The following is a 20,980-nucleotide window of genomic DNA, read 5'->3' on the forward strand; positions in this document are numbered from 1 at the left end:
GGTCGCGCGGCCCACCCTCCCGGTTGATCGATATGACGCAGGTTCAGGCTTCCCCTTCGCTGTCCGCCGTATCCGCCCGCCGCCCGCGCGGCAAAGTCGCAGTCGGTCTGCTGGCCTGCCTGTTCGGCTGGCTGGGCGCCCATTGGTGGTACCTGGGCCGACGTCACGCCTGGCTGGTGACCACGCTGTCGCTCGTCTGCCTGTTCTGCGCCTTCCGCTTCTACCCGGTCTGGTACGACAACCCCGCTTTCTTCCTGCTTTTCATTCCGATGATCGACGGGTTCATTGAAAGCGCGGTGTTCTCGCTGATGCCGGACGAGAAATTCGACCGCCTGTACAACCCCGAGCTGGGCCGTCCCACCGCCACGGGATGGGGGCCGGTGCTGGTCGCCATCCTGGCCTGCCTGGTGGGCTCGGTCGTCTCGATGTTCGCCATCGCCATGGTGGTGGTCTACGTCTGGGTGGCAATGGGCTGGCTGGACGGGCTGGTGCTCTGAGGCCGCTTATTCGCGCATCAGCGCTTCGATCTCGCTGGCCTGTACCGGCACGCCGCGCGTGATCAGTTCACAGCCTTCGTCCGTCACCAGCGCATCGTCTTCGGTACGGATGCCGATGTTCCAGTAGCTTTCCGGCACGTCGTCCGCCGGGCGCACGTAGATGCCCGGCTCGATCGTGAGCATCATGCCGCGTTCCAGCTTGCGCCAGGGGCGGTCGGCCCCCTGGGCGGGGCCCCGCTGGCGGTAGTCGCCCACGTCATGGACGTCCAGGCCCAGCCAGTGGCCGGTGCGGTGCATATAGAAGCGGCTGTAGTCGCCGGATTCCAGCACGCCGTCCAGGGATCCCTTCAACAGTTTCAGGTCCAGCATGCCTTGCGCCAGCACGCGCAGCGCGGCTTCGTGGCCGTCATTGAAGCTGCGGCCGGGCGCGGTGGCCTGGGCTGCGGCTTCTTGCGCGGCCACGGTCAGGTCGTACAGCGCGCGTTGCGGGCCGCTGAAGCGGCCGTTCACGGGAAAGGTCCGGGTGATGTCGCTGGCATAGCTGTCGACCTCGCAGCCGGCGTCGATCAGGACCAGGTCGCCGTCGCGCAGCACGGCTTCGCCCGCCGGGTAGTGCAGCACGCAGGCGTTGGCGCCCGTCGCGACGATGCTGTTGTAGGCCACGGCCTGGGCGCCGTGCCGGCGGAATTCATACAGCAGTTCGGCTTCCAGCTCGTATTCGTGCATGCCGGCGCGGGCGACGCGCATGGCGCGCGCGTGCGCCCCGGCAGAGATTTTCGCCGCGCGCCGCATCGCGGCGATTTCGGATGGGTCCTTGACGAGCCGCATCTCCGCCAGCAGGGGGCGGATGTCTTGCTGGCGCGCGGGCGGCGCGTGGCCGGCGCGGCTGGCGTCGCGGGCCGCAGCCAGCCAGCGGTGCAGGCGGCCGTCGGTGCGCTTGTCGCCAGCCAGGGGTGCATAAAGGGTGGGATGGTCCAGCATCAGCGCGGGCACCAGTTCGTCCAGCGCATCCAGCGCATGGGCGTCGTCGAAACCGAAGTACGCGGCGGCGGCTTCGGGGCCGAAACGCTTGCCTTCCCAGATCTCGTGCTCCACATGGCGCGGGCGGCAGAACAGCACGGCGCGGTCGGTCGCTCCCGCGATCAGCACCAGCCAGGCGCCCGGTTCGGTGAATCCGGTGAGATAGAAGAAGTCACTGTCGTGGCGATACGGGAATTCGGCGTCGCGGTTGCGGATCGCCTCGGGCGCGGTGGCCAGGATGGCAATGCCGCCGCCATCGGCGCGCATCCGGTCCATCAGGCGTTGGCGCCGGGCGGCGAAGGGGGCGATGTCGGCGGGAGGCAGGCTCATGGCGGGCAGGGGCGCGAACCCCGCGAAGGTGTGGATGCGGCTTACTTTACCCCGCTATCGCGCGGAAACAACAGCGGGCCGCGTTCCCGCGGCGTCCGCGCGGGATTCACTGGACCGTCAGGTCGGCGCTGCTACAATCGCCGCTCTGTCATTGGGGAGTAGCCATCCTTTGTCCCCAAAGGAGTTAGCGTCAACAGACTTGGTGGTTCAGGGCCGCGTAGCGGTTGCTAGAACCCCATGGCGCTAACGGTTTCCATGCAAGCGGCCCGCCCGCCGCATGGATCAGCCAGGCGAGACCTTTGGCCGCGTTGCGTTCACCCTAGCCGGGCGAGCCGTAGCGTCGCGCCAATTGGTTTCTGCTCGTCCGGCTGCGTTCATATGTTGCTCACCCTGTTTCTGTTTTTCCTGTCCGCGGCAGTGATCTACTTCGCCTGCGAATTCTTCGTCAATGGCGTGGAATGGGTCGGACACCGCTTCCATCTGGGCGCCACCGCCACCGGCACCGTGCTGGCCGCGTTCGGCACCGCCTTGCCGGAAAGCGCGGTTACCTTCATGGCCGTCGTGTTCGGCGACACCCCCGAGCAGAAAGACATCGGCGTCGGCGCGGCCATGGGCGGCCCGCTGGTGCTGGCGACCCTGGCGTACGCCGTGGTGGGCTTCGCCCTGTGGCGCGCCCGCAGGGGCCAGCCCACGCAAGCCAACTGTATCAACGCGGACCAGCGCCGGCTGGCCCGCGACCAGGCCTGGTTCATGGGCATCTTCATCTTCAAGGTGGGCCTGGGCCTGCTGGCTTTCGCCTGGAAGCCCTGGCTGGGCATCCTGTTCCTGGCGACCTACGGCCTGTACATCAAGCGCGAACTGAGCCATGACGAGGAACGGACCGACAGCGAGGACCTGGAGCCGCTCAAGCTGCGCCCCCGCGACGAGGACCCCACCATGTTCTGGGCCGCGACGCAGACCATCCTGGCGCTGGTGGTCATCGCGGGCGCCTCGCACGTATTCGTGAACCAGATCGAAGTGCTGGGCATCTTCATGGGCGCGTCGCCGCACGTGGCCGCCTTGCTGCTGGCGCCCGTCGCCACCGAATTGCCCGAGATCATGAACGCGCTGATCTGGGTGCGCCAAGGCAAGGAGCGTCTGGCGCTGGCCAACATCTCGGGCGCGATGATGATCCAGGCCACCATCCCAAGCGCCTTGGGCATCTTCATGACGCCGTGGCTGCTGGACGCCCCCTTGCTGGCCGCGGGCCTGTTCACGATGCTGTCGATCGGCCTGCTGTGGCTGCGGTTTCGCAGGTCGGTGATGAGCGTGCCGGCGTTGTCGGCGGTGGGCGGCTTCTACGCCTTGTTCGCCGCCTATCTGGGGTGGCATTTCTACGCCTGACCCCGGACTTGGATGCCGATTGCGGCGCAGGCTCAACGGGCCTGCGCCGTTTTTGCATTTTTTGGCCGTTTTCCAAGCAAAGAAGGCCCATAAACCTTGTCCATCAGTGGAAACCCGCGTAAACTCCTGCTGTTATCCATCCCAGGAGCAGTCTTCGTGAATACCGATTCCGGCGAAAGTAGTCGATCTTGCATCGACCTCGCTGTCTGACAGGAAACACGCAGAACTCCATCTGCCGCATCCTGTCATGCAGGTTGCGGCGTATCCCAAGCCTCGGGTGTCTACCCAGGCAATAGCGCAGGCCTTCGGCTTGCCGGGAATCTCCCCAACGTAAACCGCCAGAACCGCCGCTTGCCGCAGCGCCAGCGTTCGTGCACGTCTTGTGTCCGTTCGTCATGCGCCGCGCAGGCGTGCACGCGTACTCGCGATCACGCTCCCCATTCTTGCAATGGAGGTCGTTATGCGTTTCTTCGACTTGTTCCTACGCCGCGCAGGCGTGGACCGCGCCACCGCCCTGGGCCGCCGCCGCGGCACTTCGCGCTTGACGGTCATCTGTCCGCGCGACGAACTGGGCGCATTGCGCAAGCAGATCTGCCTGGACTTCAGCGCCGCCGGCCTGGATGTCTCGCAAGTGCAGATCGACCAGGGCCAGGACCCGAGCATGGCGTCGGCTTGCATCACCGTCAATTGCCCCCCGGAACTGCGGGCGGAACTGATGTCGCAAGCGCGCCGCCTGAGCGCCAATCCCGCCGTGCGCCACGTGCATTTCGGCGCGCAAGCCGCCGCGATGGCCTGACGCCAACGCCTATTCCCACAGGAGAGATCATGCCTAGTGCCTTAGACCCCGAACCTCGATTGCGCCATGTGCATGGCGCCGGCATGCCTGTCTGACCTGTCATCTCCCTGCGAGCCGACCGGCCGGACAGTCATCCCGGTTCCGACGGACTCCGCAGCAAAGAATCCCCGGCCAGGCCCTCAGAGGCCCGCGGCGCCGGTTTCGATTCCCTAGCTAGCCCCTTTCCGTTTTCCGCACCCGGCGCGACTTCGACGCGATCCGGACACCGGCAACGTTGCCCCGGTGCCTGCGCACGCCCGTACGCGGCGGATTGACGGCTTTCCCGCGAAAGCCGCGGCCCGCTGCTGCCCGCGCGCAGCCCGAGGGGCAGGCGCGCCCGTGTCTCCGACAACAACACCAAAAACCGGAGCACTCCGATGTTTACGTTCCTGAAATCGTTTTTTTCTTCCGCCGCAGGCCGACGGCGCGCAGGCCGCCACTTCCGGCGCTCCCCCATGCTTGAGCAAGGCGGCGACGCCGTCGCGGCATCCGTCGCTTCCGATACGTCGCGCCGCGCCAACCGCCGCATGCTCGACCTGTCCCGCATGGGCCTGGATGCCTTGTTCTCGCTGCTGGGCAGCGGCCGGGGCGGCTTATCGCAAGACCAGGCGCAGACCGCGCGCGAGCGCCACGGCGCCAACGAGGTCGACCACGAAAAGCCCTTGTCGTGGCCCGCCCACCTGTGGCTGTCCTACCGCAACCCGTTCAATCTCTTGCTGACCGCGCTGGCGGCCTTGTCGTGGTTGACCGACGTGTGGATGGCCGAACCGGACGACCAGTCCTGGACGGCGGTCGTGATCATCGGATCGATGGTCGTGATTTCGACCGTGCTGCGCTTTGCGCAGGAACTCCGTTCGAACCGGGCGGCCGAGGCGTTGAAGGCCATGGTGCAAAACACCGCCACCGTGCTGCGCAGCGGCCCGGTGGCGCCGTCGGGGGACGGCGCAGGCCGCCGCCCGTACAGCGCGCCTTTGCACGAATCCGGCTCGCACCAGCTGGAAGTGCCCCTGGCGGCGCTGGTGCCGGGCGACGTGGTGCTGCTGTCGGCGGGCGACATGATTCCCGCCGATTGCCGCATCCTGAACGCCAAGGACCTCTTCATCGCGCAGGCCGCGCTCACCGGCGAATCCCTGCCGGTCGAAAAGCACGCCGTCCAGCGCGTGGAGACCGGCAATTCGCTCGAACTGGAGAACATGGCCTTCATGGGGACCAATGTGGTCAGCGGCTCGGGCAGCGCGCTGGTCGTCGCGACGGGAGCCAACACGTATTTCGGCCAGCTGGCCGGACGCGTCACCCAGGCCACCCGCGCGCCCACGCAATTCCAGCAGGGCATCAACCGCGTCAGCTGGGTGCTGATCCGCTTCATGCTGGTCATGGCGCCGATCGTCATGCTGATCAACGGGTTTACCAAGGGCGACTGGCTGGAGGCGCTGCTGTTCGCGCTGGCCATCGCGGTGGGGCTGACCCCGGAGATGCTGCCGATGATCGTCACGGCCACGCTCGCCAAGGGCGCGTTGCGCATGTCGCGCCGTAAAGTCGTCGTCAAGCGGCTGGACGCCATCCAGAACCTGGGCGCGATGAACGTACTGTGCACCGACAAGACCGGCACGCTGACGCAGGACCGCATCGTGCTGGAGCGCCACACCGACGTCTACGGCACCACCAGCGACGATGTGCTGGCCTATGCCTACCTGAACAGCTACTACCAGACCGGCCTGAAGAACCTGCTGGACGTGGCCGTGCTGCAGCATGCCGAAGTGCAGCGCCGCCTGAACCTGGCGTCCCGCTACCGCAAGGTCGACGAGATCCCCTTCGACTTCTCGCGGCGCCGGATGTCGGTCGTGGTCAACGAGACCGAGAACGGCCGCGACCACCACGAGTTGATCTGCAAGGGGGCGCTGGAAGAAATGCTGTCTGCCTGCACGCGGTTGCGCGTAGGCAGCGAGGTGCACCTGCTGACCGAGGCGCGCCGGGCGGACATCCGCCGGGTGACGGCGGAGCTGAACCGCGACGGCTTGCGGGTGATCGCGGTGGGCGTCAGGGAGATGCCGCCCACGCAGCAGACTTACGGCGTGGCTGATGAATCCGACCTGGTGCTGGTGGGCTATATCGCCTTCCTGGACCCGCCCAAGGAATCGACCGGCCCGGCGCTGGCGGCGCTGAAGGCCTCCGGCATCGAGGTGAAGGTGCTGACGGGCGACGTCGAGCTGGTCACGCAGAAAGTCTGCCGTGAAGTCGATTTCGACGTGCGCAAGGTGTATCTCGGCGCCGAGATCGAGGCCATGAACGACACGCAGCTTGCCGCCGCCGTGCGCGAAGCGAACGTGTTCGCCCGGCTGACGCCCGCGCACAAGGAGCGCATCGTGCGCAGCCTGCGCGCGCAGGGCAATACGGTGGGTTTCATGGGCGACGGCATCAACGATGCGCCTGCCTTGCGCGCGGCTGACGTAGGCATTTCGGTGGATTCCGCAGTCGATATTTCGAAGGAGGCCGCCGACATCATCCTGCTGGAAAAGAGCCTGATGGTGCTGGAAGACGGCGTGATCGAAGGCCGCAAGACCTTCTGCAACATGCTCAAGTACCTGAAGATGACCGCCAGCTCGAATTTCGGCAACGTGTTTTCGGTATTGGTGGCCAGCGCCTTCCTGCCATTCCTGCCGATGCTGCCGATCCATCTGCTGCTGCAGAATCTGATGTACGACATTTCCCAGACGGCGATTCCGTTCGACAATGTCGACGAAGAACTGCTGAAAAAACCGCAGCAATGGGACCCGGACGGCTTGGGCCGCTTCATGGTGTTCTTCGGTCCGATCAGTTCCATCTTCGACATCGCCACCTATGCGCTCATGTGGTATGTGTTCCAGGCCAACGCGCCTGAGCATCAGACGCTGTTCCAGTCGGGCTGGTTCGTCGAAGGCTTGTTGTCGCAGACCTTGATCGTGCATATGATCCGCACCCGCAAGATTCCCTTCCTGCAAAGCCGTGCCGCATGGCCGTTGATGGCGATGACGGTCATGGTGGTGATCATGGGGTTGGTCCTGCCGTTCTCGCCGCTGGCCGAATACTTCCAGCTGCAACCGTTGCCATGGAGCTACTTCCCGTGGCTCGTGGGCATCTTGTTGAGCTACTGCGTGCTGACGCAACTGCTCAAAGGCATCTGGGTACGCCGCTACGGCTGGCAATAAATCTGTGCATGCGGCGGGCGGCAACGCCCGCCGCCATCGGGAGAAGAACATGAGAATTGCATTCTGTGCCGCCGTGGTGGCAGGCGGCTTGGGGCTGCCGCTGGCGGCGCTGGCCGCCGATGAGGGATACGGCGTGCACCTGTACGGCATCGTGGACGCTGGCGTGGCCGTGACGAGCGTGTCGGGGCAGGGCAGCCATAGCGGCCTGCTCAATGGCGGCCTGACGGATTCCCTTTGGGGGCTCCAGGGCGCCGAGGACCTGGGCGGTGGCTGGCATAGCCGCTTCCAGCTGGAAAGCGGCTTCAACCCGTCCAACGGCACCTCGGAGGAAGACGGCCGCCTGTTCAACTACGCGGCGTGGGTCGGGCTGGGCCACGACAGCCTGGGCGAACTGCGGCTGGGGCGCCAGCACACGATCGGCCAGCTCTACGGCAACGCGCTGGAGATTGCCTCGTGGAAGGACATGGGCATGGGCGCCACTTTCAAGGCGTCCGACAACTTCCAGTTGAGCAATATGGTGAATTACACCTCGCCCACCTGGAACGGGTTGCAGGCGGGCGTCGGCTATTCGTTCGATGCCGCAGACCAGGGGCAATTCCGCACCAATCAGAACAACCGCGCGCTGAGCATGGGCCTGAAGTTCGAAAGCGGCCCCTTGCTGGCCGTGGCCACCTGGGACCAGTTGCGGCTGGCCCAAGCCCCAGACGGCAGCGGCGGTCGGCCCCAGGCAGTGCAATTGGGCGCCTCGTACGATTTCGAAGTGCTCAAGCTGTCCCTGGCCTGGTCGCGCCAGAAGAACGGCTATGCGGGGATGGATGGGGGTGACCCTGACGGTTTGGGGCTTGGCCTGGGCCCTGCGCCGTTTGTGCGCGGCGGCACGGTGGACGCGTGGCTGGCGGGCGTCAGCGTGCCCGTCGGCCCGGGCGCCATCCTTGTGCAATGGTCTCTGGCGCGGCCGAACTGGCATTGGGACAACGGCATGACGGCGCGCAATGCGCAGCTTGCGACCCTGGGGTATACCTATGCGTTGTCCCCGCGCACGACGCTATACGGATTTGCCGGTTACGCGTCGAACTACACGCTGGACAACCAGTTCGACCCGGCCAATTCCCACACCACGCGTGTCGGCGCGGGCATTTCGCACCATTTCTGATCCCTCCGGGCCACCGGAGCACGGGCTGGCGGGGTCTACTACAATCGGCGGGGATGGCGCATCGCGCCCGCCCCGTCTTCCCCGATGTCTTCCGGATGGCCCGTATGGATAGTCTTGAATGGCTCATACCCTGGGAGTTCTCTCCCACGCTGGTCGCTTCCTTCGTGGTGGCGATCGTGCTGTTCGTGCGCGGCCAGCGGGTCCACCATGTGACGGGCGCGCGCCGCGTCTTCTTCTGGGCGGGCCTGGTGCTGCTGTACCTGTCGATGCATACGCGGGTGGACTACTACGCCGAGCGCATGTTTTTCATCCACCGCATCCAGCATCTGGTGCTGCACCATCTGGGGCCGCTGCTGGTGATGGCCGCGTTTCCGGGGCAGGTCATGCGGGCAGGGCTGCCCATGGCCTGGCGCATCCGGCTGCGGGATTTCCTGCGCATGGGCGCGGGGCGCGCCACGGTCGCGGTGCTGACCAACAAGATCTTCGTGCCGACGCTGTTCGTCTTCCTGGTGCTGGTCTGGCTGATCCCGTCGGTGCAGTTCTATTCCATGCTGGACTGGCGCCTGTACCGGCTGATGAACTGGTCGGTCGTGATCAGCGGCTTCATGTACTGGAACCTGATCCTGGACCGTCGTCCCGCGCCGCCCGCGGCCATGACGCCGGGCGGCCGGGTCATCTCGCCCGTGCTGACGATGCTGCCGCAAATGGTGGCGGGCGCCGTCATCGCTTTCACCGAAAGCGACATCTATCCCTTGTTCGAGCTGTGCGGCCGCGCCATTGCGATGTCCGCCCAGACCGACCAGACCATCGGCGGCCTGACCATGTGGATACCGGCGGCGCTGGTGGAGGTGATCGGCTTGATGGTGGCGCTGGGCACCCTGATGCGCCTGTCAGGCAAGGGCCGCCTGCGCAAGGCCGACCGAGAGGCCCGCGCACGGGCCAAGGCGCGCGCGGCGGCATCCGCCTAGCGCTGCCGGGCGGCCTGCCTATTCCGGTAGCAGGCCGTGGTACTTCTTGCCCAGGGCCACGGTGGCCTGGAACATGCCCGCCTTGTTGCCGCAGTCGTAGCGCACGCCGTCGAAACGGTGCGCGAACACGGCGCGCTCGCGCATCATCGACGCAATGCCGTCAGTCAGCTGGATTTCATTGCCGGCGCCCATCTTGGTGGAGCGCAGGTGGTCGAAAATGGCCGCTTCCAGCACGTAGCGGCCCACGACCGCCAGGGTGGACGGCGCAGCGTCGGGTTCGGGCTTTTCAACGATATGCGTGACGCGCTCGGTCCGGGCATCCAGGCGGGTATCGCCGCTGCGCGTAGCCACGATCCCGTACTTGCGGGTGTCGGCGCGCGGCACGTCCTGCACGCCCAGCACGCTGGCGTTCTGCGCCACGGCGATATCCACCAGCTGCTTCATGGCGGGCGTGTCGGCGTCGATCAGGTCGTCGGCCAGCAGCACGGCAAAGGGTTCGTCGCCTACGGCGGGGGCCGCCGACAACACGGCGTGGCCCAGGCCCAGCGGGGCCGATTGCCGGATGTAGAGGCAATTCACGTGCGCAGGTAGAATGCCCCGCACCATCGCCAGCAGCTCGTGCTTGCCTTTGCTTTCCAGGTCGGATTCGAGCTCAGGCGCGGAGTCGAAGTGGTCTTCGATGGCGCGCTTGTTGCGGCCGGTCACAAAGATAAGGTCGGTGATGCCCGCAGCAACAGCCTCTTCCACGGCATATTGAATCAACGGCTTGTCGACCACCGGCAGCATTTCCTTGGGCATCGCCTTGGTGGCGGGCAGGAAGCGGGTGCCCATGCCGGCGACAGGGAAAACGGCTTTACGGACGGGACGCATTGAGACCTCGTTTGGGGTATCGGTGAAACATTTTAAGCTCATCGCTATCATAGGCTTATGAACCGCAGGAAAATGCCATCCATTTGCGCTATTGCGAAACGGGGCGCGATTGCCGGACTGTGCGCCGCGTTGCTCGCTCCCACCATTCCCGTCGCTGCCTGGGCGCAGCCAGTAGGCCTGCCCACGATGGGCGCCGCGTCCGCGGCCGACCTTTCGCCCATGCTGGAACGCAGCCTGGGCGAAGCCATCATGTCGCAAGGCCGGCGCGACCCGACTTACGTCGACGATCCTGAACTGAGCCAATATCTGACCACGATGGGCCGCAAGCTGGCGGCTTTTGCGCCCGGCGCCGTGCCCGAAGTGGAGATGTTCGGCGTGCGCGACCCCGAAATCAACGCGTTCGCCATGCCCGGCGGCTTTATCGGCATCAACACCGGGCTGATCGTCTCTTCGGGCAGCGAATCCGAGCTGGCCGCCGTGGTGGCCCACGAAATCGGCCACGTCGTGCAGCGCCACATTGCCCGCGGCATGACGCAGCAAAGCCAGAACGGCATGCTGATGCTGGCCAGCCTGGCCGGCGCGCTGCTGGCGGCCCTGGCGGGCGGCGGCGGCAACCTGGCGATGGGCGTGGCCGCCTTCGGCCAGGCCGCGGCCATCAATCGCCAGCTGGGTTTTTCCCGCGATGCGGAACGCGAGGCCGACCGTGCTGGCTTCCAGATGCTGACCAAGGCAGGGTACGACGCCGAAGGCATGTCGCAGATGTTCTCGCGGCTGATGAACGCGTCCCGCCTGAACGAAGGCGCGGGCGGCGGTTCATGGGCCAGTACCCACCCGCTGTCCATCGAGCGCATGTCCGATGTGCAGAACCGCGTGCGTTCGGTGCCGCCCTCGCGCCACGTGGACTCAGACGACTTCTGGTACGTGCGCGCCAAGATGCGCGTGGTGCAGGGGCGCGATGCCGTCAGCCTGCGTTCGGCGGGCCAGCAGTTGCAGGACGAGGCCCAGGCCTTGTCCGGCGTGCGCCAGTCGGCCGCGTATTACGGTCTGGCCCTGCAGGCATTCCAGCGCAACAACCTGACCGAAGCCGACCGCCTGTGGAACCTGGCCACGGCGGGGGGGCGCAATTCCGCCCAATTGGCCAAACTCAGCGTCGATATCGCGCTGGCCCGCAAGGAGTACCCGCGCGCGCTTGAACTGGCGCAATCGGCCACCAAGCGGTGGCCCGACCAGCGCGCGTTGGGCATCGCCTACGCCCAGGCGCTGCAAAGCAACGGCCGCCATGCCGAGGCGCAGGACTATCTGCGCGCCAAGATCAAGCAGTGGGGCAGCGACGAGCCCAGCCTCTATCAGATGCTGGCGCAAAGCGAAGAACGCAACGGCAAGCCGGTGCAGGCCCGGCGCGACCTGGCGCGGTACTACCTCATGACCGGCGCGTTCGCGGCGGCGGAATCGCAGTTGCAGCAGGCGCGCGGCCTGTCCACCGACTTCTACGAGCAATCGCAGATCGACGTGCAGATCAAGGAAGTGAAGGACAAGCTTGCCGAAGAGCGGCAACTGCTGGAGCGCTTCAAGTCAGGCTGAAGCGACCGGGGTGAATTCCCGGGGGTATCCCCCGGGGGAGTCGCTACAGGCTGGTTTCGAAGAACCGGCCCAGGCGCTGCGGCAGCCAGTTCAGGTGCGCCGGGAACGGGCCGGTGGGAAAACCGGCATGCCCGCCGTCGGTGGGCTGATGCAGCAGGATGACGGGCGCGCATTCTTCCGGCTTGGGCAGCGAGGCCGCCGGGATGAACGGGTCGTTGCGGGCGTTGAGCACCAGGGTCGGCACCGAGATCTTCGGCAGCCAGGGCTTGCTGGACGCGCGCGTCCAGTAATCCAGGGCATTGCGAAAACCATGCATCGGCGCGGTGTAGGTATCGTCGAATTCGCGCAGGTCATGCGCGTGCGCAATGCGCATCACGTCGATGGATCCCGGAAAGCGATGGGCCTTCTCCAGCACCTTGTGCTTGAGCGTCTTCAGGAAATGGGCCGAATAGACGCGCCGGTTGAAGACACCGGTAGATAGCGTCTTGCCGCAGGCAACCAGATCCAGCGGCACGGAAACGCCGGCGGCGGCGGTCAGCCAGCCGGTGTCTTCCTGGTGTTCACCCAGGTATTTGAGCAGCGCGTTGCCGCCCAGCGAGACGCCGACGGCATGCCAGCGCGCATGCGGAATACGGTTGCGCACCGTTTTCAGCAGGAAGCCGACCTCGGCGGAATCGCCGGAGTAATAGGCGCGCGCCAGGCGGTTGGGCACGCCTGAGCAGCCGCGGAAATGCGCGATCACGACGATCCAGCCGCGCGCGCGGAAATAGTGCGCGACGGACTGGGCGTAGCGGCTGTTGCTGCCGCCTTCCAGCCCGTGAAACAGGATCAGCGCGGGCGTGTCTGGCGTTTGCGGCAGCGATTTCCAGTCGGCATCCGTCATCCACCGCGCCGCGGCGGTCTTGCCATTGGCGACCGGACCTTGTCCGCTGACGGGCGCGCCGTCGGCAGCCTTGTGCGGGAACAGGCCCGGGCCGGTCCAGTCGAAGTCCACGAAATCGGTGTCCGGCGTTTCCACCCGGTCGCGCACGAACGCGATCCGGTGGTATTGCGCGAACACCGAGGCGTAGACCGTCTGGGCATCGCCTCCGGGCAACCAGGAGGGAACGGGGCAGGGGGACGTATCTAGACGAGCAGCGGCCAACTAAAAATCCACCCGATTCAATGCAGCATGTCGGGTACGTCGTGCAAATCGAGCACCCCGGCTTCCGTGGGCGCCGGCGACGAATGGTGCATGACCATGCGCCAGCCGGTGGGGCCCTTGTGGTAGATGTTCGTGGCGTAGCAGTTTGCGAACTGCGTGCCTTCCCGCGTGCGCACCGCCACCTGCTCCACCAGCACATGCACCGCGCACATCATGCTGAGCATGACCAGCGGGCGCAGCGGGCGCACGTGCAGCGGGCCATTGGCCAGCACCTGCTGCCAGGACTCGTGCACTGCCGAGTGGCCGACGATGCGCAGTCCGCCCGGGTGGATGCAGACGACTTCCTCGTCGTCGGCCCACACCTGCATCAGGCGGACGGCGTCCCCCAGTTCCAGGGCTTCGTAGAACGCGTGTTCGGCTTCTTCGGGGGTGGCAAACATGGTTGCGTAGGCGGGTAGGCGTTGTGCGGCGGGCTTAGTGGTGGCCGTGCAGCACGGTACCGGCTTTCAGGCGGTATTCGGCGCCGCAGTAGGCGCAGCTGGCGGAGCCGGTGCGGGCCACGTCCAGGAAGACGCGGGGGTGCATGCTCCACAGCGGCGCCTTGGGGCCGGGACAGAACACGGGCAGGTCTTCAGCGCCGACCTCGATGACTTCGTGAGCGTGGGGGACGGCGGCCGGGGCAGCAGCGGTCATGGATATTCCTGAAAAAAGAACCGATAAACGGCAGGTTGGGGCAATGATGCGATCCTGTCGGGGACAAGACCGCACGGGTCAGCGTCAAAACTCAGACTTTACTTAGCCAGTGATGGTACTTCGGGATGCGGCCATGCACCATGTCAAAAAATGCAATCTGCAACTTCTCGGTAACCGGGCCGCGCCGCCCAGCGCCGATCTGGCGGTTGTCGACCTCGCGGATCGGCGTGACTTCCGCGGCGGTGCCGGTGAAAAAGGCCTCGTCCGCGATATAGACGTCGTCGCGCGTCAGGCGCTTGGTGACCACGCGCAACCCGAAGTCGGCCGCCAGCGCATGGATGGTCGAACGCGTGATGCCAGTCAGGGCGGAGGCGATCTCGGGTTCGCAGAGCACGCCGTCCTTGACGATGAACAGGTTCTCTCCGGAACCCTCGGCCACGAAGCCGTCGGTGTCCAGCAGCAGGGCCTCGTCGTAGCCGTCTTGCAGGGCTTCGGTATTGGCCAGGATGGAATTGGCGTAGGTGGTCGCCACCTTGGCGCGCGGCATCGTCACGTTCACGTGCTGGCGGGCGAACGACGACACCTTCACGCGGATGCCTTGCGACAGGGCGTCTTCGCCCAGGTACGCGCCCCACGGCCAGGCGGCGATCGCCACGTGGACGCGGGCGCCCTTGGGCGACACGCCCATCTTTTCCGGACCGTAGAACACCAGCGGCCGCAGGTAGCCGGATTCCAGCTGGTTCTCGCGCACGACCATCCGCTGTGCCTCGTTGATCGTGTCGCGATCGAACGGCATGGGGATCTGGTAGATGTGCGCTGAATTGAACAGGCGGTTGGTGTGGTCTTCCAGCCGGAAGATGGCGGTGCCGATCTCGGACTTGTAGGCGCGCACGCCTTCGAAGACGGACAGGCCGTAGTGCAGCGAATGCGTCAGGACGTGCGTCGTCGCGTCTCGCCAGGGGACGAGTTTGCCGTCATACCAGATGAAACCGTCGCGGTCCGCCATCGACATGGTCTTCTCCACACAGGGCGCCAGACCCGGCGCAGCGCGCCAGGCCCCAAGGGGTCAAGAATCTTGAGGCGCCTATTGTATCAAGCGGCGAGGTTACAATACCGGCCTGTCCGCGCACCGGCGTGGTGCCATTCGGCCCGCGCAACCCGTTAGAGTTCCCATGTCGTCCTGTCCGAATCGCCAGGGGTCAGCCGTTGTCCTCTGAATCCGCGCTTCCCGAAATCCGCCAGGAACGCCTGGCCGCATTCCGCGCCGGTATCCATGCCATCGTGCCGGCCCTGATCGCCACGGCGACCTGGGGCCTGGTGACCGGGGTGGCCATGGTCAAGTCCGGCCTGACCGAGACCATGGCCCTGGCCATGACCCTGCTGCTCTACGCCGGGTCCGCCCAACTGACGTCGTTGCCGCTGATCGCCACGGGCGCGCCGCTGTGGCTGATTTTCGCCGCCGGCTGCGTCGTGAACCTGCGTTTCATCATTTTCGGCGCTGCGCTCCATCCCTATTTCCGCCACATGTCCTGGCCCAAGCGGCTGGGGCTGGGTTACTTCACCACCGACATGGGTTTCGTGCTGTTCATGCCGCGCTACGGCGATTCGGCCGAACGCGGCACCCGCGAGCAACTGTGGTTCTTCCTCGGCACGATCGTGCCCGGCTGGCTGGTCTGGCAGTCCTCGTCGATCGTCGGCATCTACCTGGGCGCGATGGTGCCTACGAACTGGTCGCTGGACTTTGCTGCGGTGCTGGCGCTGCTGGCGATCACGGTGCCGCTGGCCAGTTCCAAGCCGATGCTGGTGTCCATGCTGGCGGCGGGCGTCGTCGCGTGGGTGGGCCAGGTGCTGCCGCTGCGCCTGGGCCTGGCGGCGGCCGTCATCGCCGGCGTTGCCGCCGGCATGTGGGCTGAACGTTTCTTCAAGGCGCGTCCATGACCCTCTGGCCCTCCGAGCTCTACGTCTATTCCGCCATCCTGCTGCTGGCCTTGTGCAGCGTGCTGACGCGCGCCGGCTTCATGCTGTTCGGCGACTACATCCCGTTGCCGGACGGCGTGCGCCGCGCCTTGCGCTACGCGCCCGCCGCCGCGCTGACGGCCATCGTCGTGCCGGACCTGCTACCCTGGAAGGCAGGCCTGGGGCCGGTGTTCGACTACAAACTCGTGGCCGGCGTCGTCGCCATCCTGGTGTTCCTGCGCACCCGCAGCGCGGTCATGGTGATCGTCGTGGGCATGGCGGTGTTGTGGGGGCTGCGCTGGCTGGCGGGCTGACGTCCGCGATTCGGCCATAAATAGTCCACCAGGTGGACATACACGCCGTTTGAGCGTGTGGTAAGGCGCCTGCGCTAAAATTAGGTTATCCACAGCAATCCGGGCCTGGTACTGCCCTCATAAGTATCGAATCCAGAATGCGCCTGCTGGCCTGCAAGGCAGGGTGCCGATTGTCCGCGAAGCCGAAGGCGCTTTGCGGCGATTTGCGTGCCGTCGCGTTGCGGCCACACGTATTCGGATTGCCCCGATGCATATGTAGTGCAGTGCATGTAGCACTCTCGTTTTGTTCTTTTTCACTGGTCCCGGTATCTGCCAAACCCTGATGACTGAATCCACTCAATCCGTAGCACCCACCGCTGACGCGCCCGCGCCGACGTTCGCCGATTTCGGGCTGCACCCCCTGTTGCTGCAGTCCATCGCCGAAACCGGCTACACCATCCCCACGCCCATCCAGGCCCAAGCCATCCCCGTCGTGGTGGAAGGGCGCGATGTCATGGGCGCCGCGCAGACCGGCACGGGCAAGACGGCCGCGTTCACGCTGCCCATCCTGCACCGGCTGATGCCCCTGGCCAATGCCAGCGCGTCGCCCGCGCGGCATCCGGTGCGTGCGCTGATCCTCACGCCCACGCGTGAACTGGCCGACCAGGTGTACGAAAGCGTCAAGCGCTACAGCAAGCAGACGCCGCTGCGTTCGGCCGTGGTGTTCGGCGGCGTGGATATCGGTCCGCAAAAAGAAGCGCTGCGCCGCGGTTGCGAAGTGCTGGTGGCCACTCCCGGCCGCTTGCTGGACCACGTCGAACAAAAGAACGTGAACCTGAGCCAGGTCGGCATCCTGGTGCTGGACGAAGCGGACCGCATGCTGGACATGGGCTTCTTGCCCGACCTGGAGCGCATCATCCGCCTGCTGCCCACGCAGCGTCAGGGCTTGCTGTTCTCGGCCACGTTCAGCAACGAAATCCGCAAGCTCGGTCGCTCGTACCTGAACCACCCGGTTGAAATCGAAGTCGCCGCGCGCAACGCCACCGCCACGACGATCACGCAGATCGCCTACAAGATGCCCAGCGACGCCAAGCGCGCCGCCGTCGTGCATCTGGTGAAGTCGCGCGGCCTGAAGCAGGTCATCGTGTTCTCGAACACCAAGATCGGCACGGCGCGGCTGGCGCGTGAACTGGAACGCGACGGCGTGAAGGCCGAATCGATTCACGGCGACAAAACGCAGGCCGACCGCATGAAGGCGCTGGAAGCCTTCAAGGCCGGCGAACTGGAAGTGCTGGTGGCCACCGACGTGGCCGCCCGCGGCCTGGACGTGGCCGGCGTGCCTTGCGTCATCAATTACGACCTGCCCTACAACGCCGAAGACTATGTGCACCGCATCGGCCGTACCGGCCGCGCGGGCGCGTCGGGCGAAGCCATCGCCCTGTTCACGCCGGACGAAGAGCGTTTCCTGCTCGACATCGAAAAGCTGATCAAGCGCGAAGTGCCGCGCGGCACGCTCGACCTGCCTGCCGACGCCGTGGCGCGCAGCCACCGCCGCAGCGACGAGCGCAGCGGTTCGTCCTCGCGCGAAGGCCGTGAATCCAGCCGAGAAAGCCGGGGTGACCGTGGCGATCGTGGCCGGTCGTCGGATCGCCGCTCGGGCTATACGTCCGGCGGTTCGCGCCAGCCGGTGGACGATTTCTTCCTGAAGCCCTACGAGCCTTCGGCTTCCTCCTCGGCGGCCGAAGAGCCGGCGCCCAGCAACAACGGCAATGGCAATACGTCCTCGGCGCCCAAGCGCCAGGTGGCGGTGCTGCTGGGCGGCTCGCGCAAGAACTGATCGCCTTCAGGCATGACAATGCCCGGCGAAGAAAAAAACCCGCAACGCCGGAAGGCCTTGCGGGTTTGTTTATTGTGCGGGCCCGGTTTGCGGGGCCGCGGGCCCTCAGGCCGCCAGCATCTTCGGCAGATCCGGCAGTTCCGTGGCGACAGCCGGGCTATTCGCATCCACGCTTTCCAGCAGCCGTTCCAGGTGCCCGATATGCGGCAGCATGGGACCGTAGAACACGACGCGCGCACCGATCTGCACGAGCAGGGTGGGGAAGTTCTCGACGTCTTCATCGCCCAGCAGTTCCGCATGGTCTTCGATGTCGATCCAGGCGAAAACGTGCTGCGGCAGCGTGTCGGCCAGCGCCTGCAGCTTGGGCTTGTATTGCTCGCAGGTGTCGCACCAGGCTGCGCAGAAACAGGCCACCAGCCAGGTGTCGGGGGTTGCGCCAAGCCGCGCGCGCAGGGCGGCAAGGTCGGTGCCGGGTACGAGTAGAGACATGTGAGCAGATGAAGGCATGTTTGACTATCATACCCGGGATGTCCACCCCATTTTTCCGCTCCCATGACCGCTTTGCGCACTGATTCCCCCCGCCCCGGCAACGGCCGCTTGTCCGCTGCAGGGGCCGGCGCCGTCAGCGTGGGCCAGGCGTTCAAGCGTGCGCTCGTTTCCCAGTGCCATCCGAGCATGCTGTTCGCGGTGCTGCTGCCGTTCCTGATCGCGCTGATCGGCGCCTTTTTGCTGCTGTACCTGTTCTGGACGCCGCTCAACGAATGGCTGGCCGCCGAGGCGGCGCGCTGGGACTTCGTGAACCGCGCCGAGGACTGGATGCTGGCGATGGGGCTGTTCTCGCTCAAGATCTATCTGGTCCCCATCATCGCGGTGGCCATCCTGCTGCCGGTGTCGGGCATCCTGGGCCTGGCGATCGCGGCCGTCTTCGTCATGCCGCTGGTGCTGCGCCACGTCGGGCAGCGCGAGTACGCCGCCGTGACGCGGCAGGGCAAGAACGCCACCGCAGTCAGTGTGTGGAACGCCGTCTGGGTGTCCGCGGCGTTTGCCGCCGGGTGGCTGCTGACGCTGCCGCTGTGGCTGGTGCCGCCCATGGCCATCGTGCTGTCGATCTTCTGGTGGGCGTTCGCGTTCTCGCGCATGATGCGCGTGGACGCCATCGTCGAACACGCCAGCCCCGAGGAACGCAAGCTGATCCTGGAACGCAATAACGGCGGCTTCTGGACCATCGGCCTGATCTGCTCGCTATTGAATTTGTTGCCGCCCGCGTGGATCATCCTGCCGGTGTTCTCGGCGCTGGTCTACGCGCATTACGGACTGGACGCATTGAAGCGCTTGCGCGAGGACCGCGTCATCGACGCCTGACCGGCGTCTCCCCTCTTACCCAATGGAATCGGACATGGCCGCAGAATCCGCCGCCCGCCGCATCGGCCTCATCATCGTCGGGGATGAAATCCTCTCGGGCCGCCGTCAAGACAAGCATTTTTCAAAAGTCGTCGAGCTCCTGAGCGCGCGCGGCATGCAACTGGGCTGGGCCGAAGTCCTGCCCGACGATCGCGATACCTTGGTGGCCGCCTATCGGCGCAGCTTCGCCAGCGGCGACGTGGTGCTGTCCTGCGGCGGCATCGGCGGCACGCCTGACGACCACACCCGCCAAGCCGCCGCCGCGGCGCTGGGCCGGCCGCTGGCCTTGCACCCTGAAGCCGAAGCGGCGATCGCGCTGCGGACGGCCGAAATGGCAGCCAAAGGGCAGGGCACCGCCGACATGGGCGCGCCCGAAAACCAGCAACGCCTGCAGATGGGCATGTTCCCCGAGGGCTGCGAGATCGTCCCGAATCCGTATAACCGGATTCCGGGCTTCTTCATCCAGGACCACACGTTCGTGCCGGGCTTTCCGGTCATGGCGTGGCCAATGCTGGAGTGGACGCTGGACACGCGTTATCGTGCACTGCAACATGTACGCGCCCACGTCGAGCATTCCTTCCTCGTATTCAGCATGCCCGAGTCGCGCATCACGCCTGCCATGGTCAGCGTCGAAACCCGCTGGCCGGACGTGCGCGCGTTCAGCCTGCCCAGCGTCGGCGAAGCCGGCGGCACCCCGCATATCGAGTTGGGCGTCAAGGGCGAACCGGCCGCCGCCGCAGCGGCGTTGGAGTTCCTGCGGGCCGAAGTGCTGCGCTTGGGCGGAAAGCTGGCGCCGCCGCCCGCCCACTGACGCGGATCAGCAATAAACGGGTGCCGACCCCGTTTATTGCTGAAAAACCCATTGCCAAACGGCGCGGTAAATTTCACAATACGGGAAAGAACTGTTTGCTGCGTTGCCGCAAGGCCGGTTTCTTTCGGCGGCGCGGCGCGAGCCCCAACCTTCCCCTATGCCCCGTCTTTCGCCCCCCCGCAATCCCCTGGACGCCGAAACCGAAGGCGCCCCCGCCCATCCGATCGCGATTCAGGTGATCGAGCGCGCCATGCGCCTCCTGGATGCCCTGGCCGCGCAGCAGGACCCCGTCACGCTCAAGGAATTGTCCGCGACCACTGGCCTGCATGCCTCCACCGCGCACCGCATCCTGAACGACCTGGTCGTGGGCCGCTACGTCGAACGCGTCGATAACGGCCTGTACCAGCTGGGCATGCGCCTGCTGGAGCTGGGGTCACTGGTGAAAGGGCGCCTGAACGTGCGCGAGGCGGCAATTTCCGCCATGCGATCGCTGCATAAGCTGACGGGGCAGACCATCAACCTGTCGGTCCAGCAGGGCGACGAGATCGTCTACATCGACCGCGCCTGGAGCGAGCGTTCGGGCATGCAGGTGGTGCGCGCCATCGGCGGCCGTGCGCCTTTGCACCTGACCTCCACCGGCAAGCTGTTCCTGTCCACCGGCGACACGCGCCAGGTGCGCGCCTATGCGCTGCGCACCGGCCTGGCCGGCCACACGCGCAACAGCCTGACCGACCTGGACCGTCTGGAACGCGAGCTGGCCCTGGTGCGCCGCCATGGCTATGCGCGCGACAACGAAGAGCTGGAGCTGGGCGTGCGGTGCATCGCCGCCGGCATTTTCGACGACACCGGCAAGCTGGTGGCGGGCCTGTCGATCTCGGCCCCGGCCGAACGCCTGCAGGACGACTGGATCAAGGCCTTGGTCGATACCGCGGCCAGCATCTCGGAAGCGTTGGGCTACGAACCGTCCGTGTCCACCGGTTTCAACGGCTTGGGGATGGCGGCGGAAGCGCTGCGCCCGTAGGG

The 20,980-nt window shown here is 66.0% G+C and carries 20 protein-coding genes and 1 riboswitch; of the genes, 13 read left to right on the forward strand and 7 right to left on the reverse strand.

What is annotated here, in order from left to right; genetic code table 11:
* Positions 1 to 32: 32 nt before the first annotated feature.
* Positions 33 to 497: a TM2 domain-containing protein gene (locus ACO6D5_RS19150; RefSeq protein ID WP_485826218.1), complete on the forward strand. Its 465-nt coding sequence runs from the start codon at positions 33 to 35 to the stop codon at positions 495 to 497.
* 6 nt (positions 498 to 503) lie between these two features.
* Here ACO6D5_RS19150 and ACO6D5_RS19155 read toward each other — a convergent pair whose 3' ends face one another.
* Positions 504 to 1,847, reverse strand: a complete 1,344-nt coding sequence (locus ACO6D5_RS19155; protein ID WP_485826219.1) for an aminopeptidase P N-terminal domain-containing protein — start codon at positions 1,845 to 1,847, stop codon at positions 504 to 506.
* 140 nt (positions 1,848 to 1,987) lie between these two features.
* Positions 1,988 to 2,146, forward strand: a riboswitch (yybP-ykoY riboswitch).
* Between the two features lie 79 nt (positions 2,147 to 2,225).
* Here ACO6D5_RS19155 and ACO6D5_RS19160 point away from each other — a divergent pair.
* The 5 genes from ACO6D5_RS19160 to ACO6D5_RS19180 all read left to right on the forward strand — a co-directional run bounded on the left by ACO6D5_RS19160 (position 2,226) and on the right by ACO6D5_RS19180 (position 9,371).
* The gene (locus tag ACO6D5_RS19160; RefSeq protein WP_485826220.1) at positions 2,226 to 3,230 is read left to right on the forward strand and encodes a sodium:calcium antiporter; all 1,005 of its coding nucleotides are present in this window, start codon (positions 2,226 to 2,228) and stop codon (positions 3,228 to 3,230) included.
* A gap of 460 nt (positions 3,231 to 3,690) precedes the next feature.
* Positions 3,691 to 4,026: a hypothetical protein gene (locus ACO6D5_RS19165; RefSeq protein WP_006226458.1), complete on the forward strand. Its 336-nt coding sequence runs from the start codon at positions 3,691 to 3,693 to the stop codon at positions 4,024 to 4,026.
* 416 nt (positions 4,027 to 4,442) lie between these two features.
* Positions 4,443 to 7,250 (forward strand): magnesium-translocating P-type ATPase, encoded by a 2,808-nt coding sequence (mgtA, locus tag ACO6D5_RS19170; RefSeq protein ID WP_485826221.1) that lies wholly within the window; start codon positions 4,443 to 4,445, stop codon positions 7,248 to 7,250.
* Between the two features lie 49 nt (positions 7,251 to 7,299).
* Positions 7,300 to 8,403 (forward strand): porin, encoded by a 1,104-nt coding sequence (locus tag ACO6D5_RS19175; protein ID WP_485826222.1) that lies wholly within the window; start codon positions 7,300 to 7,302, stop codon positions 8,401 to 8,403.
* 95 nt (positions 8,404 to 8,498) lie between these two features.
* On the forward strand, positions 8,499 to 9,371 hold the full coding sequence (locus ACO6D5_RS19180; RefSeq protein ID WP_485826223.1) for a cytochrome c oxidase assembly protein: 873 nt from the start codon (positions 8,499 to 8,501) through the stop codon (positions 9,369 to 9,371).
* 18 nt (positions 9,372 to 9,389) lie between these two features.
* Here ACO6D5_RS19180 and galU read toward each other — a convergent pair whose 3' ends face one another.
* The gene (gene galU, locus ACO6D5_RS19185; protein WP_485826224.1) at positions 9,390 to 10,241 is read right to left on the reverse strand and encodes a UTP--glucose-1-phosphate uridylyltransferase GalU; all 852 of its coding nucleotides are present in this window, start codon (positions 10,239 to 10,241) and stop codon (positions 9,390 to 9,392) included.
* Positions 10,242 to 10,298: 57 nt separating this feature from the next.
* On the opposite strand from galU, the gene ACO6D5_RS19190 reads away from it, so the two are divergent.
* On the forward strand, positions 10,299 to 11,822 hold the full coding sequence (locus ACO6D5_RS19190; protein WP_485826225.1) for a M48 family metalloprotease: 1,524 nt from the start codon (positions 10,299 to 10,301) through the stop codon (positions 11,820 to 11,822).
* Positions 11,823 to 11,865: 43 nt separating this feature from the next.
* Here ACO6D5_RS19190 and ACO6D5_RS19195 read toward each other — a convergent pair whose 3' ends face one another.
* The 4 genes from ACO6D5_RS19195 to ACO6D5_RS19210 form a co-directional block, all read right to left on the reverse strand.
* On the reverse strand, positions 11,866 to 12,966 hold the full coding sequence (locus tag ACO6D5_RS19195) for a YheT family hydrolase (RefSeq protein ID WP_485826226.1): 1,101 nt from the start codon (positions 12,964 to 12,966) through the stop codon (positions 11,866 to 11,868).
* A 17-nt stretch (positions 12,967 to 12,983) separates the two neighbouring features.
* Positions 12,984 to 13,406: a YybH family protein gene (locus ACO6D5_RS19200; RefSeq protein WP_485826227.1), complete on the reverse strand. Its 423-nt coding sequence runs from the start codon at positions 13,404 to 13,406 to the stop codon at positions 12,984 to 12,986.
* Positions 13,407 to 13,440: 34 nt separating this feature from the next.
* Positions 13,441 to 13,659, reverse strand: a complete 219-nt coding sequence (locus ACO6D5_RS19205) for a zinc-finger domain-containing protein (RefSeq protein WP_006227688.1) — start codon at positions 13,657 to 13,659, stop codon at positions 13,441 to 13,443.
* Positions 13,660 to 13,750: 91 nt separating this feature from the next.
* Positions 13,751 to 14,671 carry a branched-chain amino acid transaminase gene (locus tag ACO6D5_RS19210; RefSeq protein ID WP_006227689.1) on the reverse strand — a complete coding sequence of 307 codons (921 nt, stop codon included), beginning with the start codon at positions 14,669 to 14,671 and terminating at the stop codon, positions 13,751 to 13,753.
* Between the two features lie 194 nt (positions 14,672 to 14,865).
* Between ACO6D5_RS19210 and ACO6D5_RS19215 the strand changes: the two genes are divergently transcribed.
* The 3 genes from ACO6D5_RS19215 to ACO6D5_RS19225 all read left to right on the forward strand — a co-directional run bounded on the left by ACO6D5_RS19215 (position 14,866) and on the right by ACO6D5_RS19225 (position 17,745).
* Complete coding sequence (locus tag ACO6D5_RS19215) at positions 14,866 to 15,597, forward strand: AzlC family ABC transporter permease (RefSeq protein WP_006227690.1); 732 nt, start codon at positions 14,866 to 14,868, stop codon at positions 15,595 to 15,597.
* Positions 15,594 to 15,929 (forward strand): AzlD domain-containing protein, encoded by a 336-nt coding sequence (locus ACO6D5_RS19220; RefSeq protein WP_416023514.1) that lies wholly within the window; start codon positions 15,594 to 15,596, stop codon positions 15,927 to 15,929. Before ACO6D5_RS19215 ends, ACO6D5_RS19220 begins: the two co-directional genes overlap by 4 nt.
* A 322-nt stretch (positions 15,930 to 16,251) precedes the next feature.
* The gene (locus ACO6D5_RS19225) at positions 16,252 to 17,745 is read left to right on the forward strand and encodes a DEAD/DEAH box helicase (protein WP_485826228.1); all 1,494 of its coding nucleotides are present in this window, start codon (positions 16,252 to 16,254) and stop codon (positions 17,743 to 17,745) included.
* A 105-nt stretch (positions 17,746 to 17,850) separates the two neighbouring features.
* Here ACO6D5_RS19225 and ACO6D5_RS19230 read toward each other — a convergent pair whose 3' ends face one another.
* Positions 17,851 to 18,234, reverse strand: coding sequence for a thioredoxin family protein (locus tag ACO6D5_RS19230; protein ID WP_485826229.1), 384 nt, complete (start codon positions 18,232 to 18,234; stop codon positions 17,851 to 17,853).
* Between the two features lie 63 nt (positions 18,235 to 18,297).
* Here ACO6D5_RS19230 and ACO6D5_RS19235 point away from each other — a divergent pair, with 63 nt between their 5' ends.
* The 3 genes from ACO6D5_RS19235 (at position 18,298) to ACO6D5_RS19245 (ending at position 20,978) form a co-directional block, all read left to right on the forward strand.
* On the forward strand, positions 18,298 to 19,107 hold the full coding sequence (locus ACO6D5_RS19235; protein ID WP_485826230.1) for an EI24 domain-containing protein: 810 nt from the start codon (positions 18,298 to 18,300) through the stop codon (positions 19,105 to 19,107).
* 34 nt (positions 19,108 to 19,141) lie between these two features.
* Positions 19,142 to 19,957 (forward strand): competence/damage-inducible protein A, encoded by an 816-nt coding sequence (locus tag ACO6D5_RS19240; protein ID WP_485826231.1) that lies wholly within the window; start codon positions 19,142 to 19,144, stop codon positions 19,955 to 19,957.
* Between the two features lie 157 nt (positions 19,958 to 20,114).
* Positions 20,115 to 20,978, forward strand: a complete 864-nt coding sequence (locus ACO6D5_RS19245; RefSeq protein WP_006227696.1) for an IclR family transcriptional regulator — start codon at positions 20,115 to 20,117, stop codon at positions 20,976 to 20,978.
* Positions 20,979 to 20,980: the final 2 nt, after the last annotated feature.

It is taken from the genome of Achromobacter sp. (assembly GCF_057314935.1).